The organism is Lujinxingia vulgaris (genome assembly GCF_007997015.1).
Lineage (GTDB): Bacteria > Myxococcota_A > Bradymonadia > Bradymonadales > Bradymonadaceae > Lujinxingia > Lujinxingia vulgaris.
Genome location: NZ_VOSM01000004.1, coordinates 542,515 through 568,134 on the forward strand (window position 1 = coordinate 542,515; position 25,620 = coordinate 568,134).

The 25,620-nt window shown below is 65.3% G+C and carries 18 protein-coding genes; 9 read left to right on the top strand and 9 right to left on the bottom strand.

Annotated elements, in window-relative coordinates:
* Positions 1-108 precede the first annotated feature (108 nt).
* From FRC98_RS11370 to FRC98_RS11380, 3 genes are all read left to right on the top strand, one after another.
* Entirely contained in the window at positions 109-1,614 is a 1,506-nt protein-coding gene (locus tag FRC98_RS11370) for an SDR family NAD(P)-dependent oxidoreductase (RefSeq protein WP_146981529.1), read from the top strand.
* 252 nt (positions 1,615-1,866) lie between these two features.
* Positions 1,867-2,730 carry a PhnD/SsuA/transferrin family substrate-binding protein gene (locus FRC98_RS11375; RefSeq protein WP_146981530.1) on the top strand — a complete coding sequence of 288 codons (864 nt, stop codon included), beginning with the start codon at positions 1,867-1,869 and terminating at the stop codon, positions 2,728-2,730.
* 114 nt (positions 2,731-2,844) lie between these two features.
* Positions 2,845-3,795 (top strand): aldo/keto reductase, encoded by a 951-nt coding sequence (locus FRC98_RS11380; RefSeq protein ID WP_146981531.1) that lies wholly within the window; start codon positions 2,845-2,847, stop codon positions 3,793-3,795.
* Positions 3,796-3,887: 92 nt separating this feature from the next.
* On the opposite strand, the gene FRC98_RS21515 is transcribed toward FRC98_RS11380, so the two are convergent.
* Complete coding sequence (locus tag FRC98_RS21515) at positions 3,888-4,220, bottom strand: hypothetical protein (RefSeq protein ID WP_230467514.1); 333 nt, start codon at positions 4,218-4,220, stop codon at positions 3,888-3,890.
* Positions 4,221-4,235: 15 nt separating this feature from the next.
* On the bottom strand, positions 4,236-4,997 hold the full coding sequence (locus tag FRC98_RS11390) for a hypothetical protein (protein WP_146981532.1): 762 nt from the start codon (positions 4,995-4,997) through the stop codon (positions 4,236-4,238).
* A gap of 178 nt (positions 4,998-5,175) precedes the next feature.
* Here FRC98_RS11390 and FRC98_RS11395 point away from each other — a divergent pair, with 178 nt between their 5' ends.
* Positions 5,176-7,164 carry a serine/threonine-protein kinase gene (locus FRC98_RS11395; RefSeq protein ID WP_146981533.1) on the top strand — a complete coding sequence of 663 codons (1,989 nt, stop codon included), beginning with the start codon at positions 5,176-5,178 and terminating at the stop codon, positions 7,162-7,164.
* Between the two features lie 13 nt (positions 7,165-7,177).
* On the opposite strand, the gene FRC98_RS11400 is transcribed toward FRC98_RS11395, so the two are convergent.
* Positions 7,178-8,098, bottom strand: a complete 921-nt coding sequence (locus tag FRC98_RS11400; RefSeq protein WP_146981534.1) for an SDR family oxidoreductase — start codon at positions 8,096-8,098, stop codon at positions 7,178-7,180.
* Between the two features lie 526 nt (positions 8,099-8,624).
* On the opposite strand from FRC98_RS11400, the gene FRC98_RS11405 reads away from it, so the two are divergent.
* Complete coding sequence (locus tag FRC98_RS11405) at positions 8,625-10,838, top strand: S9 family peptidase (protein ID WP_146981535.1); 2,214 nt, start codon at positions 8,625-8,627, stop codon at positions 10,836-10,838.
* Between the two features lie 203 nt (positions 10,839-11,041).
* On the opposite strand, the gene FRC98_RS11410 is transcribed toward FRC98_RS11405, so the two are convergent.
* From FRC98_RS11410 to FRC98_RS11420, 3 genes are all read right to left on the bottom strand, one after another.
* Positions 11,042-11,350: a DUF3817 domain-containing protein gene (locus FRC98_RS11410; RefSeq protein WP_146981536.1), complete on the bottom strand. Its 309-nt coding sequence runs from the start codon at positions 11,348-11,350 to the stop codon at positions 11,042-11,044.
* Between the two features lie 55 nt (positions 11,351-11,405).
* On the bottom strand, positions 11,406-11,765 hold the full coding sequence (locus FRC98_RS11415; protein WP_146981537.1) for a hypothetical protein: 360 nt from the start codon (positions 11,763-11,765) through the stop codon (positions 11,406-11,408).
* A gap of 297 nt (positions 11,766-12,062) precedes the next feature.
* On the bottom strand, positions 12,063-13,019 hold the full coding sequence (locus FRC98_RS11420; protein WP_146981538.1) for a hypothetical protein: 957 nt from the start codon (positions 13,017-13,019) through the stop codon (positions 12,063-12,065).
* 292 nt (positions 13,020-13,311) lie between these two features.
* Between FRC98_RS11420 and FRC98_RS11425 the strand changes: the two genes are divergently transcribed.
* Together FRC98_RS11425 and FRC98_RS11430 are read left to right on the top strand one after the other, a co-directional pair.
* Positions 13,312-13,632, top strand: coding sequence for an ArsR/SmtB family transcription factor (locus tag FRC98_RS11425; RefSeq protein ID WP_146981539.1), 321 nt, complete (start codon positions 13,312-13,314; stop codon positions 13,630-13,632).
* Between the two features lie 10 nt (positions 13,633-13,642).
* Positions 13,643-14,524: a sterol desaturase family protein gene (locus FRC98_RS11430; protein WP_146981540.1), complete on the top strand. Its 882-nt coding sequence runs from the start codon at positions 13,643-13,645 to the stop codon at positions 14,522-14,524.
* Between the two features lie 43 nt (positions 14,525-14,567).
* Here FRC98_RS11430 and FRC98_RS11435 read toward each other — a convergent pair whose 3' ends face one another.
* From FRC98_RS11435 to FRC98_RS11445, 3 genes are all read right to left on the bottom strand, one after another.
* The gene (locus FRC98_RS11435; RefSeq protein WP_146981541.1) at positions 14,568-15,779 is read right to left on the bottom strand and encodes an MFS transporter; all 1,212 of its coding nucleotides are present in this window, start codon (positions 15,777-15,779) and stop codon (positions 14,568-14,570) included.
* 228 nt (positions 15,780-16,007) lie between these two features.
* The gene (locus FRC98_RS11440) at positions 16,008-17,951 is read right to left on the bottom strand and encodes an MSCRAMM family protein (RefSeq protein ID WP_230467515.1); all 1,944 of its coding nucleotides are present in this window, start codon (positions 17,949-17,951) and stop codon (positions 16,008-16,010) included.
* Positions 17,952-18,683: 732 nt separating this feature from the next.
* On the bottom strand, positions 18,684-20,639 hold the full coding sequence (locus FRC98_RS11445) for a hypothetical protein (protein ID WP_146981543.1): 1,956 nt from the start codon (positions 20,637-20,639) through the stop codon (positions 18,684-18,686).
* A 1,103-nt stretch (positions 20,640-21,742) separates the two neighbouring features.
* On the opposite strand from FRC98_RS11445, the gene FRC98_RS11450 reads away from it, so the two are divergent.
* Together FRC98_RS11450 and FRC98_RS11455 are read left to right on the top strand one after the other, a co-directional pair.
* Positions 21,743-23,899, top strand: a complete 2,157-nt coding sequence (locus tag FRC98_RS11450) for a sulfatase (protein ID WP_146981544.1) — start codon at positions 21,743-21,745, stop codon at positions 23,897-23,899.
* Between the two features lie 570 nt (positions 23,900-24,469).
* The gene (locus FRC98_RS11455; RefSeq protein WP_146981545.1) at positions 24,470-25,147 is read left to right on the top strand and encodes a DUF2293 domain-containing protein; all 678 of its coding nucleotides are present in this window, start codon (positions 24,470-24,472) and stop codon (positions 25,145-25,147) included.
* Positions 25,148-25,620 lie beyond the last annotated feature (473 nt).

Consider the following 25,620-nt stretch of genomic DNA (forward strand, 5'->3'; position numbering starts at 1 on the left):
CGCCCGCGTCCTTTCAAAGCTACACACGCCTTGCCGCACCGCCGCAGACGCCCCTCCGCGCACCCACCGGCCTTGTCCCCCGCTTCCCTTTGGGCTAAGACCGCGCCCATGGACGATCTCAAGAAAAAACTCGACGCCGCCTCAGACCTCATGGAGCAACTCATTGAGGATCGCGGGCTATTGGCCGACATCGACGAACCCACCCAGCGCCGTTTTCTCATCGCGGCGGGGCGAGTCTCTCACCCCTCGAAGCACGCGCGGCGAGCGCTTGCGAGGGCGAGGCAGCGTAGCAAAAGGGATCAGGAGCGCGATGAGGATCAGGCGCTTCTGGACCAGACGGGCATCCGCCAGCTGCGTGACAAGCCCATCTTCGAGACCCCGCGCCGCCGCGCGGAGTTTGAGGGGCGCCCCCACGAGCTACCCGCGCCTTACGAAGCGCCCACCAGTGAGCCCATTGGCCAGACCAACAACGAGCGCATCTGCTACGTCTGCCGTGCGAGCTACACCGAGGTGCATCACTTCTACGACCAGATGTGTCTGGAGTGCGGCGACTTCAACTTTGAAAAACGCTCGCAGACCGCGGACCTTCGCGGACGCGTCGCGCTCATCACCGGAGCGCGCGTCAAGATCGGCTACCAGGCCGCCATCATGCTCCTGCGCGCCGGCGCCCGCGTCATCGCGCTGACCCGCTTTCCCAACGATGCCGCGCGCCGTTACGCGGCCGAAGCGGACTTTGAGGAGTGGAAAGATCGCCTGGAGATCTACGGCCTGGACCTTCGCCACACCCCGGGCGTCGAGGTTTTCTGCCGCCACCTCCTCGACCACCTCCCGCGCCTGGACTACATCGTCAACAACGCCTGCCAGACGGTGCGCCGCCCGACCGGCTTCTACGAGCACCTGATGCAGGGCGAGCTCTCCAGCGACGACCTCGGCTCCGAGGTGCGCCGGCTGGTGGGGCGAGTGGAGCGTGATGACCAGCTCCCGGAAGGGGCGGCGTTGACGAAGCCGGGGGCTTCCAGTGCGCTCTTGAGTCAGGTGGAACTTCTGGCTGAAGATCGCGAGCGCGGCCACCACCTCTTCCCCAGAGGTCAGCTCGACGCCGACCTCCAGCAGGTGGACCTGCGCCGGGTGAACTCCTGGCGGCTGAAGCTCGACGAGGTCAGCGCGGTGGAGCTTCTCGAGGTTCAGCTCGTCAACGCCGTGGCCCCCTTTATTCTCAACGCGCGGCTGAAGCCCTTGATGGAGGCCGTGCCGACCCACGACAAGCACATCGTCAATGTCAGTGCGATGGAGGGCCAGTTCTACCGCATCTTCAAGACGGACCGGCACCCCCACACCAACATGGCCAAAGCCGCGCTCAACATGATGACGCGCACCTCGGCCGCCGACTACATCGAGTCGGGCATCCACATGAACTCGGTGGATACGGGCTGGGTCACCGACGAGGATCCGGCCGAGCACGCCCGCAAAAAACGCGAGATGCACCGCTTCCACCCCCCGCTCGACATTGTCGACGGGGCTGCGCGCATCATCGACCCCATCTTCGACGGCGCCAACACCGGCAACCACGTCTGGGGACTCTTCCTCAAAGACTACAAACCCACCGACTGGTAAGCCCCTCGCTTCGCCCCCTGCTCTTGCAACGCTCTTCAAAAAACATGCCCCCCACTCGCCCTTTTGGGCCCGGGGGGGCATGTTTTTCTCTACCGATCGTTGCTTCGCCCTGAGCCATCACGACCTCGGCGAGCACTCGGGGCGTTATAGAGTTGCCTTGACTGCGCTCGTCGCGTTACGAAGTCCCCCTCTGCGACTGGACTGACACGCGCCTCGCACTCGCGGCGCGCCCCTCAACCCCCGAGCCGTACCATGACCCAACCTCTCCGCGTCGGCGGCGTGCCCGAGCACTTCAACACCCCCTTCTACCGGGCTGCCGAACGCGACCTCTTCGCAGACGCCCCCTTCGACTACAGCTTCACCGAGTATTTTGGCGGCACCGGCCAGATGCTTGCCGCGCTCGACGCTGGCGAGTTGGATGTGGCGGTGCTCCTGACCGAAGGGGTGGTCACGCATATCGCCAAAGGTGGGGACGCGACCATCCTCGGCACCTACGTCACCTCCCCCCTGGTCTGGGGCGTGCACGTTCACGCCGAGGCTCCTTACGCCTCCATCGAGGAGCTGCGCGGCCAGCCCTTCGCCATCAGCCGACCGCGCTCCGGCTCGCATATCATGGCCTACGTGCTGGCGGCCGACCACGGCTGGGACCCGCGCAGCGAGATGAGCTTTGAGCAGGTCGGCGACCTGGCCGGCGCCCGCACCGCCCTGGCCGAAGGGCGCGGCACCGCCTTTATGTGGGAAAAGTTCACCACCAAGCCGGTGGTCGACTCCGGCGAATGGCGACGCGTGGGCACGTGTGCGACGCCCTGGGCGCCTTTTGTGATCGTGAGCCGCCGCGACTTCGCCCGCGAGCGCGCCGACGACCTCAACACCCTCTTTGCCACGCTTCAAACCCTGACCGCAGAGATGACGCAAGAGCCCGAGGCGACCATCGCCGAGGTCGTCTCTCGCTTCGGCCAGCGCCCCGAAGATGCGGCCGCCTGGCTTGAGCAGACCACCTGGGCGGAGCGCCCGGGCATCGACCAGCCCGACTTAAGCCGTGTCATCGACACGCTAACCGACGTCGGCGTCCTCGACGCCCCGCTGGCCCCCGAAGAGGTCCTCTTCCCGCGCTGATCACTCGACTTTTTTGAGCGGTGCTTATCTCCTCAGGGCCGCCAGGGCGCGCGCTGCGCGCGACCCCTGGCACCCTCGATTCGAGATTCAACCTGAGCCGTAAAGGGAGCATCCATGACCACCTACCCCACCCTCAAACTTCGCAGCGGCCTCTCCTTCCCGGCCTTTGGCCTGGGCACCTGGAAGAGCAAGCCCGGCGAGGTGTATGACGCGGTGCGCGCCGCCCTTGAAATTGGCTACCGGCATCTGGACTGCGCCGCCGTTTACGGCAACGAAACCGAAGTGGGCCAGGCCATCAAAGACGCCATCGCCGCCGGCGACATCACCCGCGACGAGCTCTGGGTCACCTCCAAACTCTGGAACAACGCCCACCTCAAAGACGACGTCGCCCCGGCGCTCGAGCAGACCTTAAGCGATCTTCAGCTCGACTACCTGGACCTCTACCTCATCCACTGGCCCATCGCGTTTAAGCCCGGCGTGGGCTTCCCCCGCTCGGCCGACGACTGGCTCACCCTCGAAGAGGCCCCCCTCTCCGAGACCTGGGAGGCGATGCTGGCCGCCAAACAAGCCGGCAAGTCCCGCGCCGTCGGCGTCTCCAACATGGGTCCGGAGCGCCTCAGCGCCCTTGGCACGGTTGGCGAGCTTCCCGAGGTCAACCAGGTCGAGTCGCACCCGCACCTGCAGCAGGGCGAGCTTCTGAACTTCTGCAACGAGCACAACATCGTGCTCACGGCGTACTCTCCCCTGGGCTCCACCGACCGCGAGAACCGCAAAGACGATGAGCCGCCGCTTCTCAATCACCCCACCATCGAGACCATCGCCAGCGAGGTCGGCGCCTCCACCGCGCAGGTGCTCATCGCCTGGGCCATCGCCCGCGGCACCGTGGTGATCCCCAAGTCGGTCAACCGCCAGCGCATCCAGCAGAACTTCGACGCGCTCAAGGTTGAGCTTACCGACGAGCATATGAAGACCATCGCCTCGCTCGACAAGGGCTACCGCTACCTCGATGGCAAGTTCTTCGCCTCCAACGGTTCGCCCTACACCCCCGAGGGCATCTACCGCTGAGTGCGGCGCGTGTCACAACGAAAAGGTCCGAAACCTGGCGGTTTCGGGCCTTTTCTTTTTGCGCTACCGGCGCGCCGCGCCAGTCCGCGCCCTTACTTCGAGGCTTCCACGTAAGCCGCGCGCGCGGCCGGGTCGGCGCTGATCTCAAAGATCTTCGCCTCCAGCTCTTCCTCGCTCATCTCGGCTTCAGCGAGCAGGGCTTCGACCTGCTCGGGGTTGGCCTTGATCTTGGCGCGCAGCGCAGCGACTTCGCGCGCCTCGACCACAAGCTCCGACTCCGGTGCGGCTTCTTCTTCGGCAGGCGCCTCTTCCACCGCCGCGCTCTCGGCCGGCTCGGCCGGGGCCTCCTCGGAGGGAGACTCACAGCCTGCCACCATCGCCAGACTCACCAGCATCGCAACACACATCCACATCATCTTTTGCATAGCTTTTCTCCTGGCTTACTGGTCCGCGTTCGCGTTTTTGCCCTTCGCACCGGCTGCAGCCGGGCGACGGCCCTGGCCACGCTCGGCGGCCGCTTCGCCCTCTTCACCTTCGGCCTGCGCCTCATCCTGCTGACCGCGAGGGGCTTTGCCCTTCGCGCCGCGCTCACCGGCCTGACCACGCTCACCGGCCTGACCACGCTCACCGGCCTGACCACGCTCACCGGCCTGACCACGCTCAGCCGCCTGACCGCGTTCGCCAGCCTGACCACGCTCACCGGCCTGACCATTCTCACCGGCCTGACCACGCTCCGGACGCGGACGGCGACGCTCGCGCTCCTCGCGGATCTTCGCAGCGAGCTCCTGGCCGCGCACACCCGACTCGACCTGCTCTTTGACGTAGTCGCCAAAGTTCTCCATCGGCCCGTGCTCGCGCGCAGCTTCGGCCTCGGCTTTCAGCGTGCGGGCGGCCTCGGCCGCGGCGCTGCCAGCTTCTTCGGCGCCTTCGGCACCTTCTGCCGCTTCAGCTCCGTCCGGCGCCTCGCCACCTTCGGCGCGGGCGGCCTGCCGCTCGCGAATCACCTCGATGGCGCGCTCGATTTGCACATTCTCCACGCCGGCTCGCTCAAGCTCAGCGGCAGCCTCCGGAAGCTCCAACGCCTCCAGAATCTCCACCGCCTTATCTCCGGCCTGCTCGCCACCTTCCTGAGCAAACGCCGGCACCGACATGCACACCACAGCCAGAAACACTCCGGCCCAACTCGCTCGTGTCCACCGCATCATACATCTCCTTTTTTTCGTCGCTGGATGGGTCGTCCGCTGCCAAGTTTAACCCACGCATGCTAGAATAACTACTCGCGCCAACGTGCCGCTTCACAATGTTTTCGGGTGCTTAACGTCCCCCGCACCTAGCACCCTCACCCCCCTCCGAACGCCGCCGACACTCGCAGGACGATTCATGAGCGACTTCGATTCACCCGAACCCACCCTGGTCGCGCGTTGGGAGACTCTGGCCATGGGCGACACCGACGCCGGCACGCGCGACGTCGGCGCCACCATCGCCCCTCGCCGCCCCCTGGAGACCTTCCAGCGCCAGCAGGCTCTGGGCGCCCTCCCGCTCATTCACACCGGCAGCGACGACGACGGAAAAGCCGATTTTTTGCCCGGCGAGCAGCTCGGCCAGGGCGGCATGGGCGTGGTGCGCCAGGCCCACCAGCGCTCCTTATGGCGCGATGTCGCCATCAAGACCATCCGCCCCGACCGCCGCAACTCCGAGTCCACCCGCAGCCTTCTTAAAGAAGCCTGGGTCACCGGGATGCTCGAACACCCCAACATCATCCCGGTCCACGCCCTGGGCGTCGACGCCTCCGGCGCCCCGATGATGGTCATGAAACGCGTCGAGGGCCGCGCCTGGCTCGACACGCTGAAAAAACCCGAGCTTCTGCCCCGACGTTTTGCCGGCTACCAGGAGCCGCTGGACGCCCACATCGAGATCCTCATGCAGGTCTGCGATGCGGTGCACTTCGCCCACAGCCGCGCCGTCATTCACCGCGACCTCAAGCCCGAAAACGTCATGCTCGGCGACTATGGCGAGGTCTACCTGGTGGACTGGGGCATCGCCGTAAGCCTCCTCGACGACGGCACCGACCGCATCCAGCTCGCCCGCCATGTCGACGAAGTCGCCGGCACCCCCTCTTATATGGCCCCCGAGATGGCCCGCGGCGAGGGCGCTTCGATCGACCAGCGCAGCGACGTTTATCAGCTGGGCGCCATCCTCCACGAGCTCATCACCCACACCCCCCGAAACGCCGGCAATTCGGTGATGGCCAGCCTCATCAGCGCTTACCGCGCCGAGCCGGTCGACTACGGCCCCGAGGTCCCCGAAGAGCTCGCCAGCATCTGCAACACCGCCACCGCCCACAACCCCGACGATCGTTTCCAGAGCGCCGAAGATCTTCGCCAGGCCCTCGCCAGCTACCAGCACCACCGCGACTCTCGCCGACTGGCCGACGAAGCCCGCATGCGTCTGATCACCCTGGAGGCGCACCTCCACGAGCTGCTCGGCGACGAGGCCGAATCCCATCCGACCTCCACCAACCTCCCCGCCGCCGACGACGACGCCACCGCCCGCATCTACCGCCTCTACGCCGAGTGCCGCTTCGGCTTTGAGCAGGCCCTGACCGTCTGGCCCGACAACCTCCCGGCTCGCCAGGGCCTCGACCGCGCCATCGAGCGCATGCTCGACTTCGAGCTGCGCCAGGGCGACGACAAAGCCGCAGCGCTACTCCTCGACGAAGTCCGCGGCGATCGCAGCGACTTTGAGGCGCGCCTGCGCGCTCTGCGCCTGCGCCTCAACGACGAGGCCCGCGAGCTGCAAAAGCTCAAAAGGCTCTCCCACGACGTCGACATCGACCTCAACAGCGCCGCCCGAAGCCGCATGAGTTTCTTTCTCGGCCTGGTCCTGGGCGCCATCCCCCTCATCAACAGCGGACTGGTGCACCTGGGCCTGGCCACCATGACGTTCTCCGAGTACTTCCTTCAGTACCTGGGCGTCATCGGCGGCTCCGGCCTCATCGTCTTTTTGATGCGAAAACGGCTCTTAAGCAACGCGATCAACACGCGCATCATCATCAGCATCTTCGTCATCCTCTTCGGATCGCTGATCATGCGCGTGATGGGCTTTATCCTGGGCCTGGACGTCGCCGGCTGCATCGCCCTGGAGAACGGCCTCTTCGCCTTCGCCCTGATGATGATGGCCACCTCCCTCGACGCTCGCCTCTGGCCGGCCAGCATTGCCTTTCTGGTCGGCGCCATCGGCGGCGGCCTGCTCCCCCACTGGATGCTCGAGTTCGACGGCGCCAGCAACGCCGCCGCCCTCTGGATCATTGCCTGGGTCTGGCGTGTCCCCCGCGAGCGCGTCCTGCCCGGCCAGCGCGGCGAATCCTAAGAAAAATCCCATCTTAAAGTCCCTCCACAATACGCTCGCTCTCTTCCCAGAGCCGCCGCGCAAGCTCCATATCTCGCCCGTAGCGGCTGCTCTTCGCCTCGTTGCAGTCCGCAAAATACGCCCCCGACGCATCCACCTGGGGATGCACCGCCACGTAGCACTGCGTCGCCGCCCCCTGCTCCACATTCTTGAGCGTCAGCGACTCAAACATTCCGAACAAGGACGTCAAAATCGGGTTCATATGCCGCGTCAGGTTGGTCTTAATCACCCCGGGATGCACCGAATACGCCTGGCGCTCGCTTCCCTCAAACTGCCTGGCGAGCTCCCGCGCAAAGAGCAGATTCGCCAGCTTCGACTGCCCGTAAAAACGCCACGCGTCATAGCCCTTGCGACCATCGAGGTTATCAAAAGCAATACCCCCTTTCGGCGTATGCTGATGCCCGGCGCTGCTCAACGCCACGACCCGCGCATCCTCACTCAGCATCTCGCGCAGCCCCTGCGTTAAGATGAAATGCCCGATGTGGTTTGTGAGAAACTGAAGCTCATAGCCGTGATGCACCTGCAGCTCCGGCAACGCCATAATCCCCGCGTTGAGCATCAACACATCGATCGTCCGACTCGCCGCTTTGACCGCCTCCACACTCGCCCGCACCGACTCCGGCTCCGAGAGCTCGCAGGCCACCACCGTGGTCTGCGCACTCACCCCCAGCTCATCAGCCGTGGCCTGCGCCTTCTCCTCGGTGCGCGCCGCCGCGATGATATGCGCCCCCCTGGCCGCCAGCACCCGAAACGACTCTTTGCCAATCCCGGAGTTGCACCCGGTGATCAGAATCGTCTTCCCACTCAGGTCCAGCCCCTCGGTCACGTCTTCTGCCGTCGACCCGTACCCGAACCCGCTCGGCCCACTCCCCTTAAACGCGCTCAACAATGACATCGCCTCTCCCTTGCCTCAGACCTGGACATTTCCCGGCGACCCATGCGCCGGCCCCTCTCTCACTTAGGCACACATATCCATACAGCAACGCGATGTACACGATTCCGCCCCCCACCGGCAAGGCGTCCTCCCCCCCCAACCACAAAAGCGAACCCGCCGACCCGAGCGCATTCAGGGCGGGGCTGACAAGGAGCCAGGACGAAGCTGTGGCAGCGCCACCGCGAGGACGCAGCGACGCAGTCAGCGTCGTCCTGAGTGAGCTCGGCACTCACGAACCTCCCCACCCCGCAAACCCCGACGCCCCACAACCACACAACCACACAACCACACAACCACAAAGCGCGCCCCTCCCACCGCACTCACGAACCTCCCCACCCCTCAAACCCCGACGCCCCTCAACCACACAACCACACAACCACACAACCACAAAGCACGCCCCCCAACCTTGTCCCCCTCCCCCACCTCTCGCTACTCTCCCCACCTTCAATGCCCCCCAACCCTCAACACCTCAAACCTCGAGCCCCCCATGCATCTTCACCGCCTTACCTCGCTCAGCGCCGCACTCGCACTGACGCTTACCGCCTGCGCCTCACCGGCCCCCTCCGCCGACACCGCCCCCACCGAAAGCGCCAGCCAGCCCGCCCTCACTCCCCCCATAGCTCAACGCATCGACACCACCACCGAGATCCACAGCCACACCCTCGTTGACCCTTACGCCTGGCTGCGCGATCGCGACAACCCCGAGACCATCGCTTACCTGGAAGCCGAAAACGCCTACGCCGAAGCCGCCATGGCCCACACCGAGGAGCTTCAGGAGTCGATCTACCAGGAGATCCTCTCCCGCATCGACCAGACCGACCTCTCGGTGCCCGTGCGTCGCGGCGACTTTTTTTACTACTCCCGCACCGTCGAGGGGCAGGATTACCCGATCTACGCCCGCAAACGCGGCAGCCTCGACGCCGACGAAGAGGTCCTGCTCGACCTCAATGAGCTGGCCGAAGGTCACGACTACCTCGGCCTCGGCGCCTATGAGCTCAGCGACGATCATCGCCTGCTGGCCTACGCCCTCGACACCTCCGGCAACGAGCGTTACGCCCTGCACGTCCTCGACATCGAGAGCGGTACCCACGTCGCCGGCCCCATCGAGAACACCTCGTCGGTGGCCTGGGCCAACGACAACACCACCCTCTTCTACACCACCCTCGACAGCGCGCATCGCCCCGACAAAGTCTTCCGCATGCGCCTCGATGAGCCCGACGCCGACCACGAGCTCGTCTTCCACGAAGAAGACGAAGCCTTCTACGCCTACGTCAGTAAGACCCGCAGCGGCGACTTTCTGCAGCTCACCCTCTGGAGCAACGCCAGCGGCGAATCCCACATCCTGGATGCCACCACCCCCGGCGAGGACTTTCGGGTGGTCGCCCCCCGCAGGCCCGGCGTTGAGTACAGCGTCGCCCACCACGGCGACCACTTCCTCATCGTCACCAACGAAGATGCCATCAACTTCAAGCTGATGCGCACCCCCACCGACAACCTCGCAAAAGACCAGTGGGAAGAAGTCATCCCCCACCGCCCCGAAACCCTGCTTCGAGCCGTCCACACCTTCCAGAACTGGTGGATCTTCGAAGAGCGCCACGGCGGCTCCCCACGTCTGCGCGCCCGCAACCTCGATAGCGGCGACGAGCACACCATCGCCATGCCCGAGCAGACCTACTCGCTGCGCTTTAACGACAACCCCGAATTCGCCACCGACACCATCCGCTTCACCTACAGCTCCCTCATCACCCCGCGCTCGGTCTTCGACTACACCCTTCCCACCCGCGCCCTCGATCTTCAAAAAGAGACCACCGTCCACCACTACGAGCGCGACCTCTACGAGAGCAGCCGCATCTACGCCACCTCCCCCGACGGCACGGAGGTGCCCATCTCCATCGTCCACAAAAAGGGCATCGCGCTCGACGGCTCCCACCCCCTCTTTTTGCTGGGCTACGGGGCCTACGGCATGAACTACGACCCCTACTTCTCCGCCTCCCGCATCTCCCTTCTGGAGCGCGGCGTGATCTTCGCCATCGCGCATATCCGCGGCGGCGGCGAGATGGGCCGGCAGTGGTACCTCGACGGCAAACTCACCAACAAACAAAACACCTTCACCGACTTCATCGCCAGCGCCGAACACCTGATTGAGGCCGGCTACACCTCCCCCGGGCGCCTGGCCATCAACGGCGGCTCCGCCGGCGGTCTGCTCATCGGCGCCGTCCTCAACCAGCGCCCCGACCTCTTTGAGGCCGCCGTCGCCGACGTTCCCTTCGTCGACGTCATCAACACCATGCTCGACGCCTCCCTCCCCCTGACCGTCGTCGAGTACACCGAGTGGGGAAACCCCAACACCCCCGAGGCCTTTGAGACCATCTTCGCCTACTCCCCCTACGACAACGTCACGGCCCAGGCCTACCCCCACCTGCTCGTCACCGCCGGCCTCAACGACCCCCGCGTCCACTACTGGGAACCCGCCAAATGGGTCGCCCGCCTGCGCCACACCCGCACCGACGACAACCTCACCCTCCTTCAAACCAACATGGGCGCCGGGCACGGCGGCGCCTCGGGCCGCTACGCCTACTTCCGCGAAACCGCCTTCACCTATGCCTTCGTCCTCGACCGCCTCGGCGCCACCGAACTCGCAAACACCTCCCCCGAATCGGCCCGGGCAGACGACACCACCGCCCCCCCCGCTCCCGAGTAAAACGCATCTACTAACACCGCATAAAAACTAACAAAAAAGGCGGCCCACCGGGCCGCCTTTTCACTTAAACCTCCCCCCTCAACCTCCCAGCCGCCCACACGAATCGACTCACTCCGCAAAACTCGATGCCCCACAACCACCCAACCACTTAACCACCTAACCACAACACGCGCCCCACCATCCCCCCATCACCTCAAAACATCTCAGTCCCCGGCGAGCGCCGGCGCCTCACCAGCCTCTGGCTCCGACGAGAGATCCACCACAAAAGGCGCAAACGGAATCACCGACGCCGCCAGCGCTCCGGCCGTCTTCTCCAGCGTCCATTTCGTGCGAAAGGCCTCCACGAGCACCCACGCCACAAAGATCATGAACAACACCCCGTGCGCCATCCCCACCATGCGCACCATCTCGGGCTGGTCCCAGACGTACTTCAGGGGCATCGCCACAAAGAGCAGCACCACCATCGAGAGGCCCTCAATGAGCCCGAATGTTTTGAGCGAAAACAACTTCATGTTTTGCCTCACTGCCTGTTGAGACCGCGGCCTCAGATCACCTGCTCGAATCTGCTCAGAAAGGCCGAAACACCATCAGCCCCACACACCCCACAAGCGCCAATGCGCTGACGCAGGCCAACGCCGCGCTCCGTCTGCCCTCGGCCGCTGCTGACCACATCACGGCGTTCATCACCGCGGTCATCAGCAAAAAGGTCACGATGATCCAGCCGCTGAAGAGCGCATGGTTGTACATGCCCACCATCAGCATGCCGCCGCCCCAGGTCGCCATATAGCCGGGTGCGGCCACCACGTACGCCGCGCGCTGGCGCAGCCGCAGGCCCTCGCCAAGAAAGGTCAGCGCCGCGCCGGCCGCAAAGAGCACAAGCCCCGCGTATTTGACCAGCTTTAATACCGGCAACATCTCACCGCTCATCGTCTGCCTCGTGCGTTGTTCAAAACCTGCCGGCGCCGCGTCCGTCGCGCCGCCCTGGGCGATACCTTCGCAGAATTTGCGCCCGGCGCAAGGTGGCAACCTGTCGCAAGGCCGCCTCAACGACCAGGGCACTCGTCAGTGCCTTGAGGCCAGGACGCCTGCGGCCTCCGCTCTCGAGCCCGCGCTGGCTCACGGGTCGAAGACACCACAAAAAAGGGCGGCCCCCTCAAAGGGCCGCCCTTCTTCACACCGGAACTCACCAGCCCTCCCCGACTTCCGGGAGGCCTGGTTAAGAACTTAGAGCTCGTTGGCCTCACAGCCGCCGATGTCTTCGCAGATCAGCGTGATCCCGCACTCACGCGTGGCCTCATCGCAGTCGGTGCGCGCGGAGTAGCCCGCCGGGCAGATGTCGTAATCGGTGGTGCAGTCGACCTCCGGTCCACGGCAGTACACGTTGACGTCGGGGCAAATCTCGACGGTAAAGCACATCCGGTCGGCGTCCGGCCCCAGATCCACGGTGCAGTCGACATCAGCGACCGCCTCCAGACCGTCCGGGCAGGTGTAACCGGCCGGATCACAGGGGTCGGTGGGCTCGGGCGCACACAGGATCGTGGCGTCGCACATGGTCACCTCGCGGCACTCATCGAAACCGTCGCAGCTGTCCACCTCAACCTCGCCAGTGTTGCAGACCGGCTCAGCATCGCAGGTGTCGACCTCGGGCGCACAGCCGTAGGTTTCACCGCAGGCGCTCAGCTCGATGCACCCATCAATCCCGTCGCAGCTCTCCACTTTGGTGAGCGTCTCACCGCAGCCGGCAAGCTCCACATCACAGGTGGCGTCCTGCGGCACGCAGAGCACCTGTTCTTCACAGGCATCTACCGCGCGGCAGTCTTCGTCCGCGTAGCCATTGCAACTCTCCACCTCGGCTTCATTCGCCTCGCAGACGGGCACCTCGGTGCAGCTGTCTTCCTCCGCGCAGAGGATCGTGATGCCGCAGAGCGTGACTTCGTCGCAGGACTCCAGGCCTTCGCAGCTGTCGACCTCTTCAAACCCTTCCTCACACCAGGGCAACCCATCACAGGTGTCCTGCTCATCCACATCCTCGCCGGCATCCGAGGCATCTTCATCCGGCAGCACATCTTCCTGCCCCACATCGGCTGGCTCATCGACGTTGGGGTCCGAGCTACAGCCGGCAATCAACCCGCTGGCCAGGAGCACCATCACGCTCAAACGCATCTTCTTCATCCAGTTCATCGCATCTCCCTTATGGAAATATTGAAATCTACAGATCCAAACCCCCTCCGGGGCAGCATCGCCCCTTTGTGGCAAAGCTCCCGGCGTCAAACAAGCACGAACGCCTCTGGCAGTGAGGCTGCGAACAAAGGCCCGCTGCCTCCGGAGAGCCCCCCGCCAGGCCGGAAGCCGCTCCCCCGAAGAAAAGCTCCCCACCCGTTGCCCGCGCATCGCTTCGTGGCCCCGGAGACGAGGCGCAACATCACCGTCGCCTTTTATTTGCACATATGCGCAAACGTGCTAATTTAAACAGATGAACACCATCGACCTCAGCGCGGCGATGCCGCTTCAGACCTTTCGAGCCCTGGCCGAACCCACCCGCATCGAGCTGCTCGCCATGCTCATGCGCGCCGGGGGCCAGGCCAACGTGGGCACCCTCACCGACGCGATGAGCGTCGACGGCTCGGTGGTCAGCCGCCACCTGCGCGAGCTCCACCGCGCCGGCCTGCTCGACGTGGAGCGACGCGGTCGGGAGCGCTGGTACAGCATCAACTACGACGCGTTTATCTCCCAATTCAGCGACCTTGTGCGCCAGTTCGAGGCGCTGCGCGACGGCAAGCCCTGCTGCAAATAGGACGGTCTCCATGAAGCAAGTCGCCGCTTATCTGCTCTTCCCCCTCAGCCTGCTTCTCGGGACGTGGGGTGCGTTTTTCGCCCTGGACGCTAAGCTCTCGCCAGCGCTGGTCTCCGGCGGAATCACGCTCGTCGCCTTCGGGGTGGCGATGGTGTTTGAGCGTTGGCTCCCAAGGATCAAACGCGCGCATGAGCCCGGGGAGCTGCGCGCAGACCTGACCTATGCCGGCATCACCGGTGTGCTCTCCGATCCGCTGGCCCACGCCCTGGTCGCGGGGCTGACCACCTATGCGGCCGGGCTGCGCGGGGGCAGCTGGGAGGTGGGGCTGCCGCTGGGAGTTCTGGCCGTGGTCGTCCTGCTCGTGCACGGGCTGGGCGACTACTGGGCCCACCGCCTGAGCCACCGGTGGGAGTGGTGGTGGAAGCTGCACGCGGTGCACCACGCGCCGGCCCGCATGACGGCGCTCAACAACCTGCGCCTGCACCCGCTCGATTACACGTTGAAGGTGCTCTTCGGGATGGGACCGGTGCTGCTGCTGGGATTTTCCGAAGAGAGCGTCGCGCTGGCGATGGCGATCAAGGGGGTCTGCCTGGCCTATCAGCACGCCGATCTCGACCTGCGCCACGGTCCGCTCAACCTCATCTTCGCGACCAACAGCGTGCACCGCTGGCATCACTCGGCCAGCCCGGCCGAGGGCAATCGCAACTTCGGGGGCGTGCTGAGCCTCTACGATATCCTCTTCGCAAGCCTGCTGCTCCCCGCTGAAGATGCCGAGCCTGAGCGCATGGGTCTTTTTGGGGATGAACACTATCCACGTCACAACGTGCTGCGCGCGACGGCCGCGCCCTGGTGCTGGAAGCGCTGCGTCGCAGACCCGCCCTCCCAAGGGTAGGCGGCGCTTTTCATCAAGACCGCCTGCAGATACGCCCTACCTCTCAGGCCCGCCGCCGCCAGAAAGGCCGCCCTCCCACCACCGGGCGATAGGGTTTCTGCTGCCCGGCGCCCACCCCCTCGCGCCGGGTGGTGCGGTAGAGGGCAAAGAAACCAATCGCGGCCTGAATCACCGCCACGCCCACATAAAAGCCCCCCGGTCCCATCGTATCCATCAGCGTGGCCACCCCCACTGGCCCCGCCGTCGCCCCCAGGCCGAAGACCAGCACCAGCGTGCTACTCGCCGCCACACGCTGACCCGGGCGCAGGTGATCGTTGGCGTGCGCCATCCCCAGCGCGTAGACCGGCATCGAAAACCCACCTACCAGAAAAATCAGCCCCAGGGTCAGCGCCGCGCTCTGCCCCATCATCACCCAGGCCACGAGCGCCACGGCCACACTTAACGCGCTGGTCAGCACGATCACCGCGCGGCGAGGAAGCCGGTCGCTGAGCCTACCGATGGGAAACTGCAAGATCGCCGCGCCCGCGATCAGCATCGCCATAAAGATCGAAATCTCACCGACCGAGAGTCCGACCTCCTCCCCGAATACCGCGCCCATCCCCAACAATGCCCCCGTCGAGAGCCCCGCCCCCGCACATGCCATCACCCCCAGCGGTGAGAGCTTCCACAGGGCACGCGGGCTCAGTCGCTCCTGTTCTTCTGTGGGCTGCGGCGCGCTGGTGGTCAATGAAATCGGCACCAGCGCCAACGAGATCAGCACCGAGGTCAGGACAAAGAGCAACAGCTCCGCCGGCGAGCCCACGTTGAGCAGAAGTTGGCCCCCGCTCAAGCCGACGTACTGCACCACCATATAAAGCGAGAGAAGTTGGCCGCGGGTGCGGTTATCCGCCCGATCGTTGAGCCAGCTCTCGGCCACCACATACACGCCCGCATAACAGAAGCCGGTCACCAGGCGCATCAGCCCCCAGAACCAGGGCTCAAGGATCAGCCCGTGCAACAGGATCGCCGCCGAGGCCATCGACGACCACGCCGCAAAGACGCGGATATGTCCCACATTTTTGACGATCTTCGGGGTGAGCGTGGAGCCTGCCAGAAAGCCCACATAGAACGCCGACATGATCGCGCCGGTCGCCCCGGTGCTAAAGCCCTCGATCGAGGCGCGAAGCCCCAGAAGGCTCGTCTGCAGGCCGTTGCCCAGCATGATCAGCGCGATCCCCACCAGGAGCGCCCAGGAATGTCGAAGCGCGCTTTTCACCCTGCACCTCTGCCTCAATACGTACGATGTGACGGCGCGCAATGCGCGACCTGCGGCGCTCTACTGAAATTGTCCGCCCCGGGCAAGCGCGCTGCACCCAAAGCTCATCACCGGTCGCAAAAAAGCCCCCGACCGCCTGCAGCGATCGGGGGCAACACGCGGCAGCACTAGCGCGTACCACGCTGAAGTTCAGGGGAGGAGCACCGCAGCGCTCCTCCCCCACCTCACTCACTCCGAGAGGCACTGCTCATCGAGCGGCGAAGGATGCGTCTGCTGGCAACGCCCCGAGTCGATGGAGCCGGGAATTTCCTCGAGCTGCACCGGCATGATGCGGTCCTGGTTCAGACACTGCGCCCCCAGCCCGCTATGGCAGGAACCCACGCTGACGTAGACCATGCCCGCCAGGCTCATCGGCACATTCAGCGCCCAGTTGCCCATCGCGTCGGTCACTGTATGCGCGACCACCGGCCCCCAGGTGAAGGGATCGTCCATGCCCGGATCACAGCTTCGCGCCGGGTAGCTCGAATACACATAGACCGGCACGCCGGGCGCAGGCGTCGTCCACCCGTTGAGCGACACCGAGCTCTGCAAGCACGCCGTCTCACCCGAGCCCAGCACAAGCGCATCGGCTTCGGCACACCCCTCCTCGCCACATTCGGCCGCCGCAGCGCCCACCGTGCTCGCCACGCCGGACGCCACCTGGCCCTGACCGTCGAGCGCGCTCAGCTCCAGCTCCGCATCGAGCGGAACTTCGATGCAGTAGCCGCCCTCGCTGTCGCTGACCGCCGAGAAGAACTGCGCACCCACCGCGCCATCGTAGACCGCGAACACCGTCGCGCCTTCCACCGGCGCGTCGTCGCCGTCGAGCACCTCACCGCTGAGGCAGGTCCCCCGGTCGAGAAGCTCCACGGTGACCTCCACACACTGCCCCTGGCCATCGCCAGCGCAGGTCGCGGAAACATCGCTGCCGCTCACCGTCACCGGACCACCGGCCTGGTAGAGGTAGTCGGCGTGGTAGGCCCCCACGTTCAGCGTGCCATCGAGCAAGAAGTCCATGCACGCCTGGCCATCGGCGTCGGTAAGCCCCGAGCCGACCATCGCCCCCTCGAAGTCCAGGCCCTCGCCCTGCAGGATCGCCCCGGGGATGGGCTCGCCAGTGTCCGCATCGACCACGGTGATGTTCACACAGTTGCGCAGAGAGACGGGCTTATCGGCGTTCCACCAGCTGAAGTGCGACGCATCGCACTCCGCCAGAAGTTGGCTCCCCGCCTCGGCCACAGCGCACTCGCCCTCCTGCACCCAGCGGGCCTGCGAGAGGTCAAAATGCCAGAACTCGATGGCATCGCCGGCCTCATAGGCTTCCAGCGCCTCGGGGATCACAAACTCCACGCGCGCCAGCTGACCCTCGGCCAGCTGCAACTTCTCGCCATCCTGCCAGAAGGAGATGTCCGCCATCATCACGCTCAGAATCGGCGTCTCCGCCCCTCCGCCTTCCGGAAGACCGATGAGGGGCCCCGGCATAAAACGCGCGTCCTCGGTGGTCGGGTCGAGCGAAGCGATCGTCGCCTCAACCTCGCCAGTCACCGGGTTGCCCTCACCATCAATGAGGCTGTTGGCCGGCAGGCGCACCCGCACTCGCCCCCGCGAGATGACGGCCTCAGCGTCGTGGTTAAAGACCTGCGCCGGCCCCAGGGGAAGAAGCCGCACGATGGCGTGCGCCTCAGCCCCCTCCTCGGCCTGGCGAACGGGGTAGTCCAGGCTCGAAGGCGCATAGCCCTCGGCCTGCACCTGCGCCAGAAAACGCTCCGCCTCTTCCGGCGCGCCGAGCAAAACCTCACCGGCCCCGTCGCTGAGCAGCACCTCCTCGCCATGGCGCACCTCAGCCCCCTCCACCGGAAGCCCCGCCTTGTTGAGAACCTTCACCCGCAGCGGCATCGCCGCCTGCTCAATCGGGTCTTCGGCGTCGGCGTCCGGATCTTCGGCGTCGGGCTCACCCGCATCATCCTCGCTGGCGTCTTCGTCGCCGGCATCCTCCTCACCGGCGTCCGGATCGGCATCGGCGTCCTGCTCATCTTCGATCTGCGGATCATCCGGCGTATCGGAGCACCCCAGGGGTCCGGTCGCTACAAGCCCGCCGGCGAGTATCATCATCACAAGTCGCTTCATCATCATCGCATTCATCATCATCCTCGTGCTTCAGTATGGGAACCGGGCGCCTGCGTCCTCGCCAGGGCCGACTCCATGTTCGCGTAATGTCGATAACTTCAGACATTGCACAGCCGATGCCAGACCTTCGCTCGCCACTCAGAAACCCTCGCTAAGCCCCGAAACAAGCGATCTTCGCGGGGATTGAATACGCGCACGTCTCGCCGCGTCTCTCCCCTTCCCCGCGCGATCGGAGTAGACGTTTGCCGATCGAGGCTGACCTTGCGGTCAATACACCCCGGCTCCCTACTCCACTTCGGCGTCGTCTTTAGAGAAGGGCCACGAGTCGCCCTTCCGCGAGCGCCCCGAATCCGCCCACACTCAGGGCGGCGATGGCAAGGAGACCGGGGTGAAGCTGTAGCAGCGCTACTGCGAGGACGCAGCGACGCGGCCAGCGTCGTCCTGATGCGGCCGGCGACGGCAACGCTAACCCCGAACCCGCCCGCACTCAGGGCGGCGATGGCAAGGAGACCGGGGTGAAGCTGTAGCAGCGCTACTGCGAACCCCGGTCGACGCGGCCAGCGTCGTCTTGATGCGGGCGGCGACGGCGTAAATACTGGACTTTGCGCAACTCCCGGTCGGTGCATCTCCTAAAAAAATCATTAAAAAAAGCCCCCGAGCGATCGGGGGCTTTTTGATGGTCCGTCGAAGCGCGCGCCGGCATCAGCGCTGCGCTTCAAACGTGTCATACGGCTTCACTCAGTCATTGAAGCACATCGGCGCGAGCGAGAACTCACCCACATCCTGGCAGCCACCTTCTGCGACCGTCGTCTCAATGCCTTCGACGTCGAAGAGGATGTTGCCCCCTGGCGAGTAGCCAAAGCCCAGGCATTCCTGCCCGTAGGTGGAGTGGCATTCACCGATGCTCACCGTGATCTGCTGCGAGACGCCCAGGGGCATATCCAGGGCAAAGCCGCCACTGCCGTCGGTCACGCCCTGAGCCAGAATCTGACCCCAGGTCTCGGGACCTTCGCCCGGCTGGCAGCTCCGCTGCACCTCACCGGCTAAGATGTAGACCGGCAGCCCGGCACGCGGGATCTCACCATCGATCGTGTAGCTCTGCGCAAGGCCGCTCACGCAGGTCATCGGCTCGTTCTCCAGGATCAGGTCATCGGCCTCAAGGCAGCCATCGCCGCCGCAGGTGGCCTCCACGAGCGAGACCGGGTCGAAGCTCACGCTCCCCTGCGCCACAGCGCCCTCAAACACCGAGGAGAGTTGCAGGTCTTCCACCAGGGGAATCTGCATGCAGTAGGCCCCGTCCGCTCCCGAAGTCGCCATCACCGAACCCGGGCCCGACGCCGTCTCGTACACCCCGTAGATGGGCGCACCTTCGATCGGCTGCTCGTCTTCATCGATGAGCATCCCGTTGAGACACGCCGTCTCACTGCTCATCTCAATGGTGATCTGCAGGCACTCACCGCCCTCATCGCTGTTGCAGCTGGCGGCCTCATCGTTACCGACGACCGTCAACGGACCGTCGGCCTGCGAGTAGTAGTAGAAGTGGAAAGTGCTCAGCTCGAGGGTGCCCTCGCGCATGAAGTCCAGGCAGGTCAGACCCTCGGCGTCGGTGGCACCGAAGGACATGGCAACCCCCTGAAAGTCCACGCCCTCGCCGGTCACCGAGACCCCGGGAACCGGCGCGCCAGTCTCGGAGTCGATGACGGTGACTTCGACGCAGTTGCGCGTGCCAAAGGGCTTGTCGACGTTCCACCAGCTGAAGTGGCTGGTCTCCCCACAATACACCTCACCGGGGGTCTCACCGTCTGCCGCGGCGACAACCTCGCATTCGCCCTCTTCGATCCAGCGGGCCCGCTCCAGATCAAAGCTCCAGTACGGGATCAGGTCGCCCTGGACATAACCCGAGAGCGCCGGCGCCAGCGGGTAGGTCACCTGCGCCTGCACCCCGTCGGCCAGCTGCAACTTCTCGCCATCCTGCCAGAAGGAGATGTCGGCCATATACACGCTGAGAAGATCGACCTCATCGCCGGCCTCCTCCACCCCGCGCAGCGGCCCGGGCATCATCCGAAGGTCGCCGCTGGTCGGGTCGATACCCGCCACCGTCACCTGCGCCTGACCCGTAACCGGGCTGCCCTCGCCATCGACAAAAGCGTTGGCCGGAAGACGGATCTTCAGCCCCTCGATATCCAGGTTGGCCTCCGCCTCGGCATCGAAGCTCAGGGGCTCACTCAACTTCAGAAGACGCACAAGCGCGCTCATCTTCTGCCCCTCAGCCGCCTCCACCACCGGGCGCTCCGCGCTGGAGGGCGCATAACCCTCGGCCTCAACCTGCACGATCATCGACTCGGCATCCTCGGCGGGCGCAATCTCCACCCGACCCGCGCTGTCGCTCAGGTGCTCATCGCCTTCATAGATGACGCGCGCGCCCTCCACCGGCAGCCCCGCCTCATCGAGCACCTGCACCACGAGCGGCATCGCCGACGTCTCAATCGGGTCGCCGCCATCAGCGTCCGGATCGACATCGGGATCGACATCTTCCTCCGCATCCGGATCGACGTCTTCATCCCCACCATCAATCTCGCCACTATCGGGCTCGGTGTAGGTGGTCTCTTCACTCGGGCATCCCAGCGCGCCGCCGAGCGCAAGCGCGCCCACCAACATCGCCAGACTCATCTTTGTACTCAACATCTTCATCATCTCATCCTCCATTGCACTCAACTATGGGGCCAGACGTCACAACATCAGGGTGCGTCGCAACGCCTTCAGGGAGGCCCCGGGGCCAACTCTCGTGTTGCGGGTTCTGAGCTTGCACCATCGGTGCCACCGCGCATCACCGGCCCCCATTTTCTGACGCAATGCGTCGCAACCCCGCGCCAGACCACCCCGATCGCCATCTCATTGATCTCCTCACCGGGCTCGCGCCCTCGCCAGCCCCTCTCTTCGCCCCCCGGAAGTGGACGAGGCCTGCACCGCGCCCTGACCTCACCGGAAGGTCAGTGCTCCACACATCATCCAGACTGCCCGCCAGGCCTCTTCCAATAGGGGACTGAAATTGGCTTCGAGCCGCATAAACAAAGGATGTTGCGCGACCCCCGGTCGGTCGAAAGATCGCTGTTCAATCGCATAAATGGAGGGCCCTGTGCGACTCCCGGTCGGTCTCAAATTCGCCGATCAGCCGCATAGTTCGTGGACCGTGTGCGACTCCCGGTCGGTCTCAAATTCGCCGATCAGCCGCATAGTTCGTGGACCTGGTGCGACTCCCGGTCGGTCTCAAACCCACAACCCCGGCACATGGTCCGCAACGAGCCCACCATCAACCCCCAAACCCGCCCGCACTCCGCACTCAGGGCGGCGATGGCAAGGAGACCGGGGTGAAGCTGTAGCAGCGCTACTGCGAACCCCGGTCGACGCGGCCAGCGTCGTTCTGATGCGGGCGGCGGGGCGATGGCAAGGAGACCGGGGTGAAAAGCTGTAGCAGCGCTACTGCGAACCCCGGTCGACGCGGCCAGCGTCGTTCTGATGCGGGCGGCGGGGCGATGGCAAGGAGACCGGGGTGAAGCTGTAGCAGCGCTACTGCGAACCCCGGTCGACGCGGCCAGCGTCGTTCTGATGCGGGCGGCGGGGCGATGGCAAGGAGACCGGGGTGAAGCTGTAGCAGCGCTACTGCGAACCCCGGTCGACGCGGCCAGCGTCGTTCTGATGCGGGCGGCGAGACTTCAACCGGAAGCCAAAGCGCGATATGGATAGATGACTCGGACGCTCCCACCGAGGCGCATCCAACTCCCCCATCCGACGACCCGATGTCCTCATCACCTCCCACATTCTGGCGAGATCTGCCCCTCTGGAGTGTCGGCGCGCTGATCGCCGGCGCTCTCGGCGCGACCCTGGACACAGCGCTCACCCTCTTCAGCGCGTCCGACCCCTCTCTGCTTGCAGCGCTTTTCACCTTTGTCTCGGCCATCGCCCTCTGGAGCATCGGCGCCGGGCTCTGGGCGCCTCTCTCCGCCGCGGCGCTCTGGGCGGCCACCGGCCGCCCCACCGCTACCGGACTTCTGGAGCAGACCAGACGCCTCACAATGCGCCTCTGGCGCGAGCGCGCCACCGCGTCCGACCACCGGCGCGCCGCCACCCTGATGAGCGCGCTGGTGGCGCTTCCCCTCTTTGCTGCCGCCTCGATCGCCATCACCGCCGCCCTCATCGAGCACCGCAACGGCCCGTTGCTCATCGCCGCGGCCTCCCTGGCCGCGCAGCTGCTGGTGATCGCCGCGCTCGGCGTTGGTGCGGCCGCGCTGCGCCGACTCCTCATCTTCACGCTCACCCGATGGCCCGCAGCAGGGCGCGTCTTCAACACAGCCACTCTCATCCTCGCCACCCTCATCGCGGGGCTGGGCGTGGCCCTGGCGGCCTCCTGGAGCCTGCGCCACACCCTGATGTCCATTGAGGGCCCCACGATCGTGCTCATCGGCCTGAGCCTGCTCCTTCACCCCCTGATCGCGTTTACGCTGCGCGGGCGCCGGCCCGGCCGCCTTGCCGGAGCGCTGGCGCTGGCCGCGCCGCTGCTCGCCATTCCCATCGCCGGCATTGCCAGCCAACACCCGGAAGCACGGCGCATGCTCGTCTTCCACGCCGAAACCTCGCGCTTTGCCCTCGACCTCTCCCAGCGCTACCTGATGCTCGACCGCATCTTCCTCGGCGGGGACTGCCCGGTGCCCGATCTTCTTACGAAGGATGAACTGCAAGCGCATATCGAGACCTGCCTCGACCCGGAGTTTGACCGCCCCACCGCTCGCCAGGACATTCCCGAGGTTGAGCGGCCACAGCTCGCGCAGCGCCCCTCCTTTGTGCTCATCACCTGGGACTCGGTGCGTGCCGAGCGCCTGGGATTTCTCGGCGGAGAGCGCCCCACCTCCCCCAACCTCGATGCCTTCGCCAAAGAGAGCGCGGTCTTTTCGCGCGCCTTCAGCCAGGACTCCGGCACCGGCCCCAGCCTCTGGTCACTCTTCAGCGGAAAGACCCCCTTTCAGGTCGACCTCTCCGAAGGGCACCGCTTCCCCCCACTGATCGCCCCCGACGAGCCGCTGCTCACCGAGGTGCTCATCGACGAGGGTTACACCGCTGAGGCCATCCTCTGCGCGACGGTCTTCGACAGCCCGCGCTGGACGATCCGCCGCGGCTTTGAGCGCTTCGACAACGTCTGCGGAAAACGCAAACACCGACTCGCACCCCACGTCACCCGCGAGGGTCAGAAGACGCTGCGACGCCTGGCCGAGCAGGACGCCCCCTTCTTTGTGTGGCTGCACTACTACGACCCGCACACCCCCTACTTCGATCATCCCGATGTGGACTGGGGCGACGAGCCCGTGGACCACTACGACGAGGAGCTTCGCTACACCGACGAGCAGATGGCGCCCGTCCTCGACCTCATCAAAGAGCTCGGCCAGGAGCGCCCCATCTACACCTTCTTCGGGGCAGACCACGGCGAAGCGTTCGGCGAACACGGCCCCGACCCCCACGCCCGAAACCTCTACCGGGCAGTGACCCACGTGCCCCTGCTGATGCACGGCCCCCACATTGAACCCGCCCGCTTTGAGACGCCGGTCGCCCTCAACGATCTCTACCCAACGATGCTCGATCTGGCCGACATCCCCACACCCCAGGGTCGCACCATGGTCAGCCAGGCGCCCACCCTGCTCGGCGCCCCCCCCGACGACCAGCGCATGGTCTTTCAAGAAAACTCCTACTCTCGCCCCCGCCGCCACACCCGGGCGGTGATCCGGGGCGACTACCAGTTCATCATGGATCTGACCGGCCGAACCGAGGAGCTCTACAACCTCAAAGACGATCCGATGGCCCGCCAGAACCTCATCGGCCTTGGCCTCATCGAGGAGCGCATCCTGCGCCAGGCGCTGACCCGTTTCCTGCTCACCTCCACCCTCCCCGAAGGCCTCGAAGACTGACGCCCCAAAATTGCCGATCACCCGCACCAGCACAGAACCTCGTCCAACCCCCGGTCATCATCACCCACATCATCATCCACCGACCGAGAGTCGAACATCACCCTTTATTTATGCGGGCATCGACGCTTTCCCCCCCCTCCCGGGCCGACCTCGACTTCTCCGGCCCTCCCGAGGTTTTCGATTCCATCCGGTATCCCCTGGAAGACCGGCCCGAATTCTGTCGTCATCATCCACCGACCGAGAGTCGAACATCACCCCTTATTTATGCGGGCATCGACGCTTTCCCTCCCCTCCCGGGCCGACCTCGACTTCTCCGGCCCTCCCGAGGGTTTCGATTCCGTCCGGTATCCCCTGGAAGACCGCCCCGCATCCTGCTGTCGAAAGGGCAGACCACGTCTCACACCATCTCTCCTTGACCTCACTCCCCCGACAGTCCATCACCCCGGATGACATCCGATAACGACCATCACATCGTCCGCCCGAGAGTCGAACATCACCCTTTATTTATGCGACAATTCGACTCTTGAGCTCTTCGAAACCTCTCACTTTCCCTATCTCAAACAACCTGCCATGACCGAACAAAACCGCATCGTCGCACCGACCTTCCCCTACGACATGGTTCGCCTGGAAGACGGCACCAAAACACGCCCCCCCGAAGGCTGGGTGCTGCTCAAGCCCGGCGACGCCACGCTCACTCGCCGCGTCAAAGCCGCCGGCCCTTCGTGGACGGTCCAGGAGAAGAAGGGCCGCAAGACCTTCTCCCACGGCGTCTGGGCTCCGGCCGACATCATTGAGCGTGAGACGAAGCGCCGCGAAGCAGAACAGGCCTCCCCCACCTACCAACGCCGTCTGGCCGCCGACCGCGCGCGCCGCGCCAAAAAGCACGAGGAGTACGCCGAGGACTTTGAAGCCGCCGTCTTCGACTTCCTCAACTTCCACAGCCGCTACCTCGACCTCGCAAAGACGATGGCCGCCGCCATCGCCGCCCACACCACCCCGGTGGGAAGCGGCACCGTCGCCCGCACCAAACGCATCCCCATTGAGGAGCGCGCCTCCGCGGCCACCATCGCCTGGATGCGCCACCAGACCACCGCCTACGACGACATGAAGATCGCCCGCGTCAAAGGAAGGCGTCGCGAGGTCCGCCGCGAGCTTGCCCAGCGCTCCAAGTCCCTGCTCAACACCTACCGCAAGGGCGAAGAAACCCCGGAACGCTGCCCTCTCAAACTCGCACTCTCAAAACTCTAACCCGACCGACAGTCGCACACCCACCCGACCGACAGTCGCACATCCCCCAGCTTTTATGCGGCGATGCGCCACTTCTACCCTGGCTCGCATCGCCGCATTCAGCCGAATTCCCCCCCAGATTTCACCGCTCTCATCCACACCCAGGCTCTCCGCACCCTAATTCGCCCTGCCTTCGCCTCCTTCAGCGCGCACTTCCCCCCAATAATCTCTCCCCACCGCCCCCCGAATCCCCAACCAGCCCCACCACCCCACGCAGAGATCGGCCTCAAGCGCCCATCACGCGCCCGAAGCCAGACTTCCCCCATGTTTTACCCTTCCCGCAACGCCCCCGAAGACGCGTCGCCACGCATCTCCTTCAGCATCGCCACATCTTCCCAGCAGCGCATCGCCACACCGTCACAGCCCCGCAGCCCCTCGCCACCTGGCTCAACCCGCCAGCGACACCCCCGCCGCCCCGCCACACGCAGGCCGCA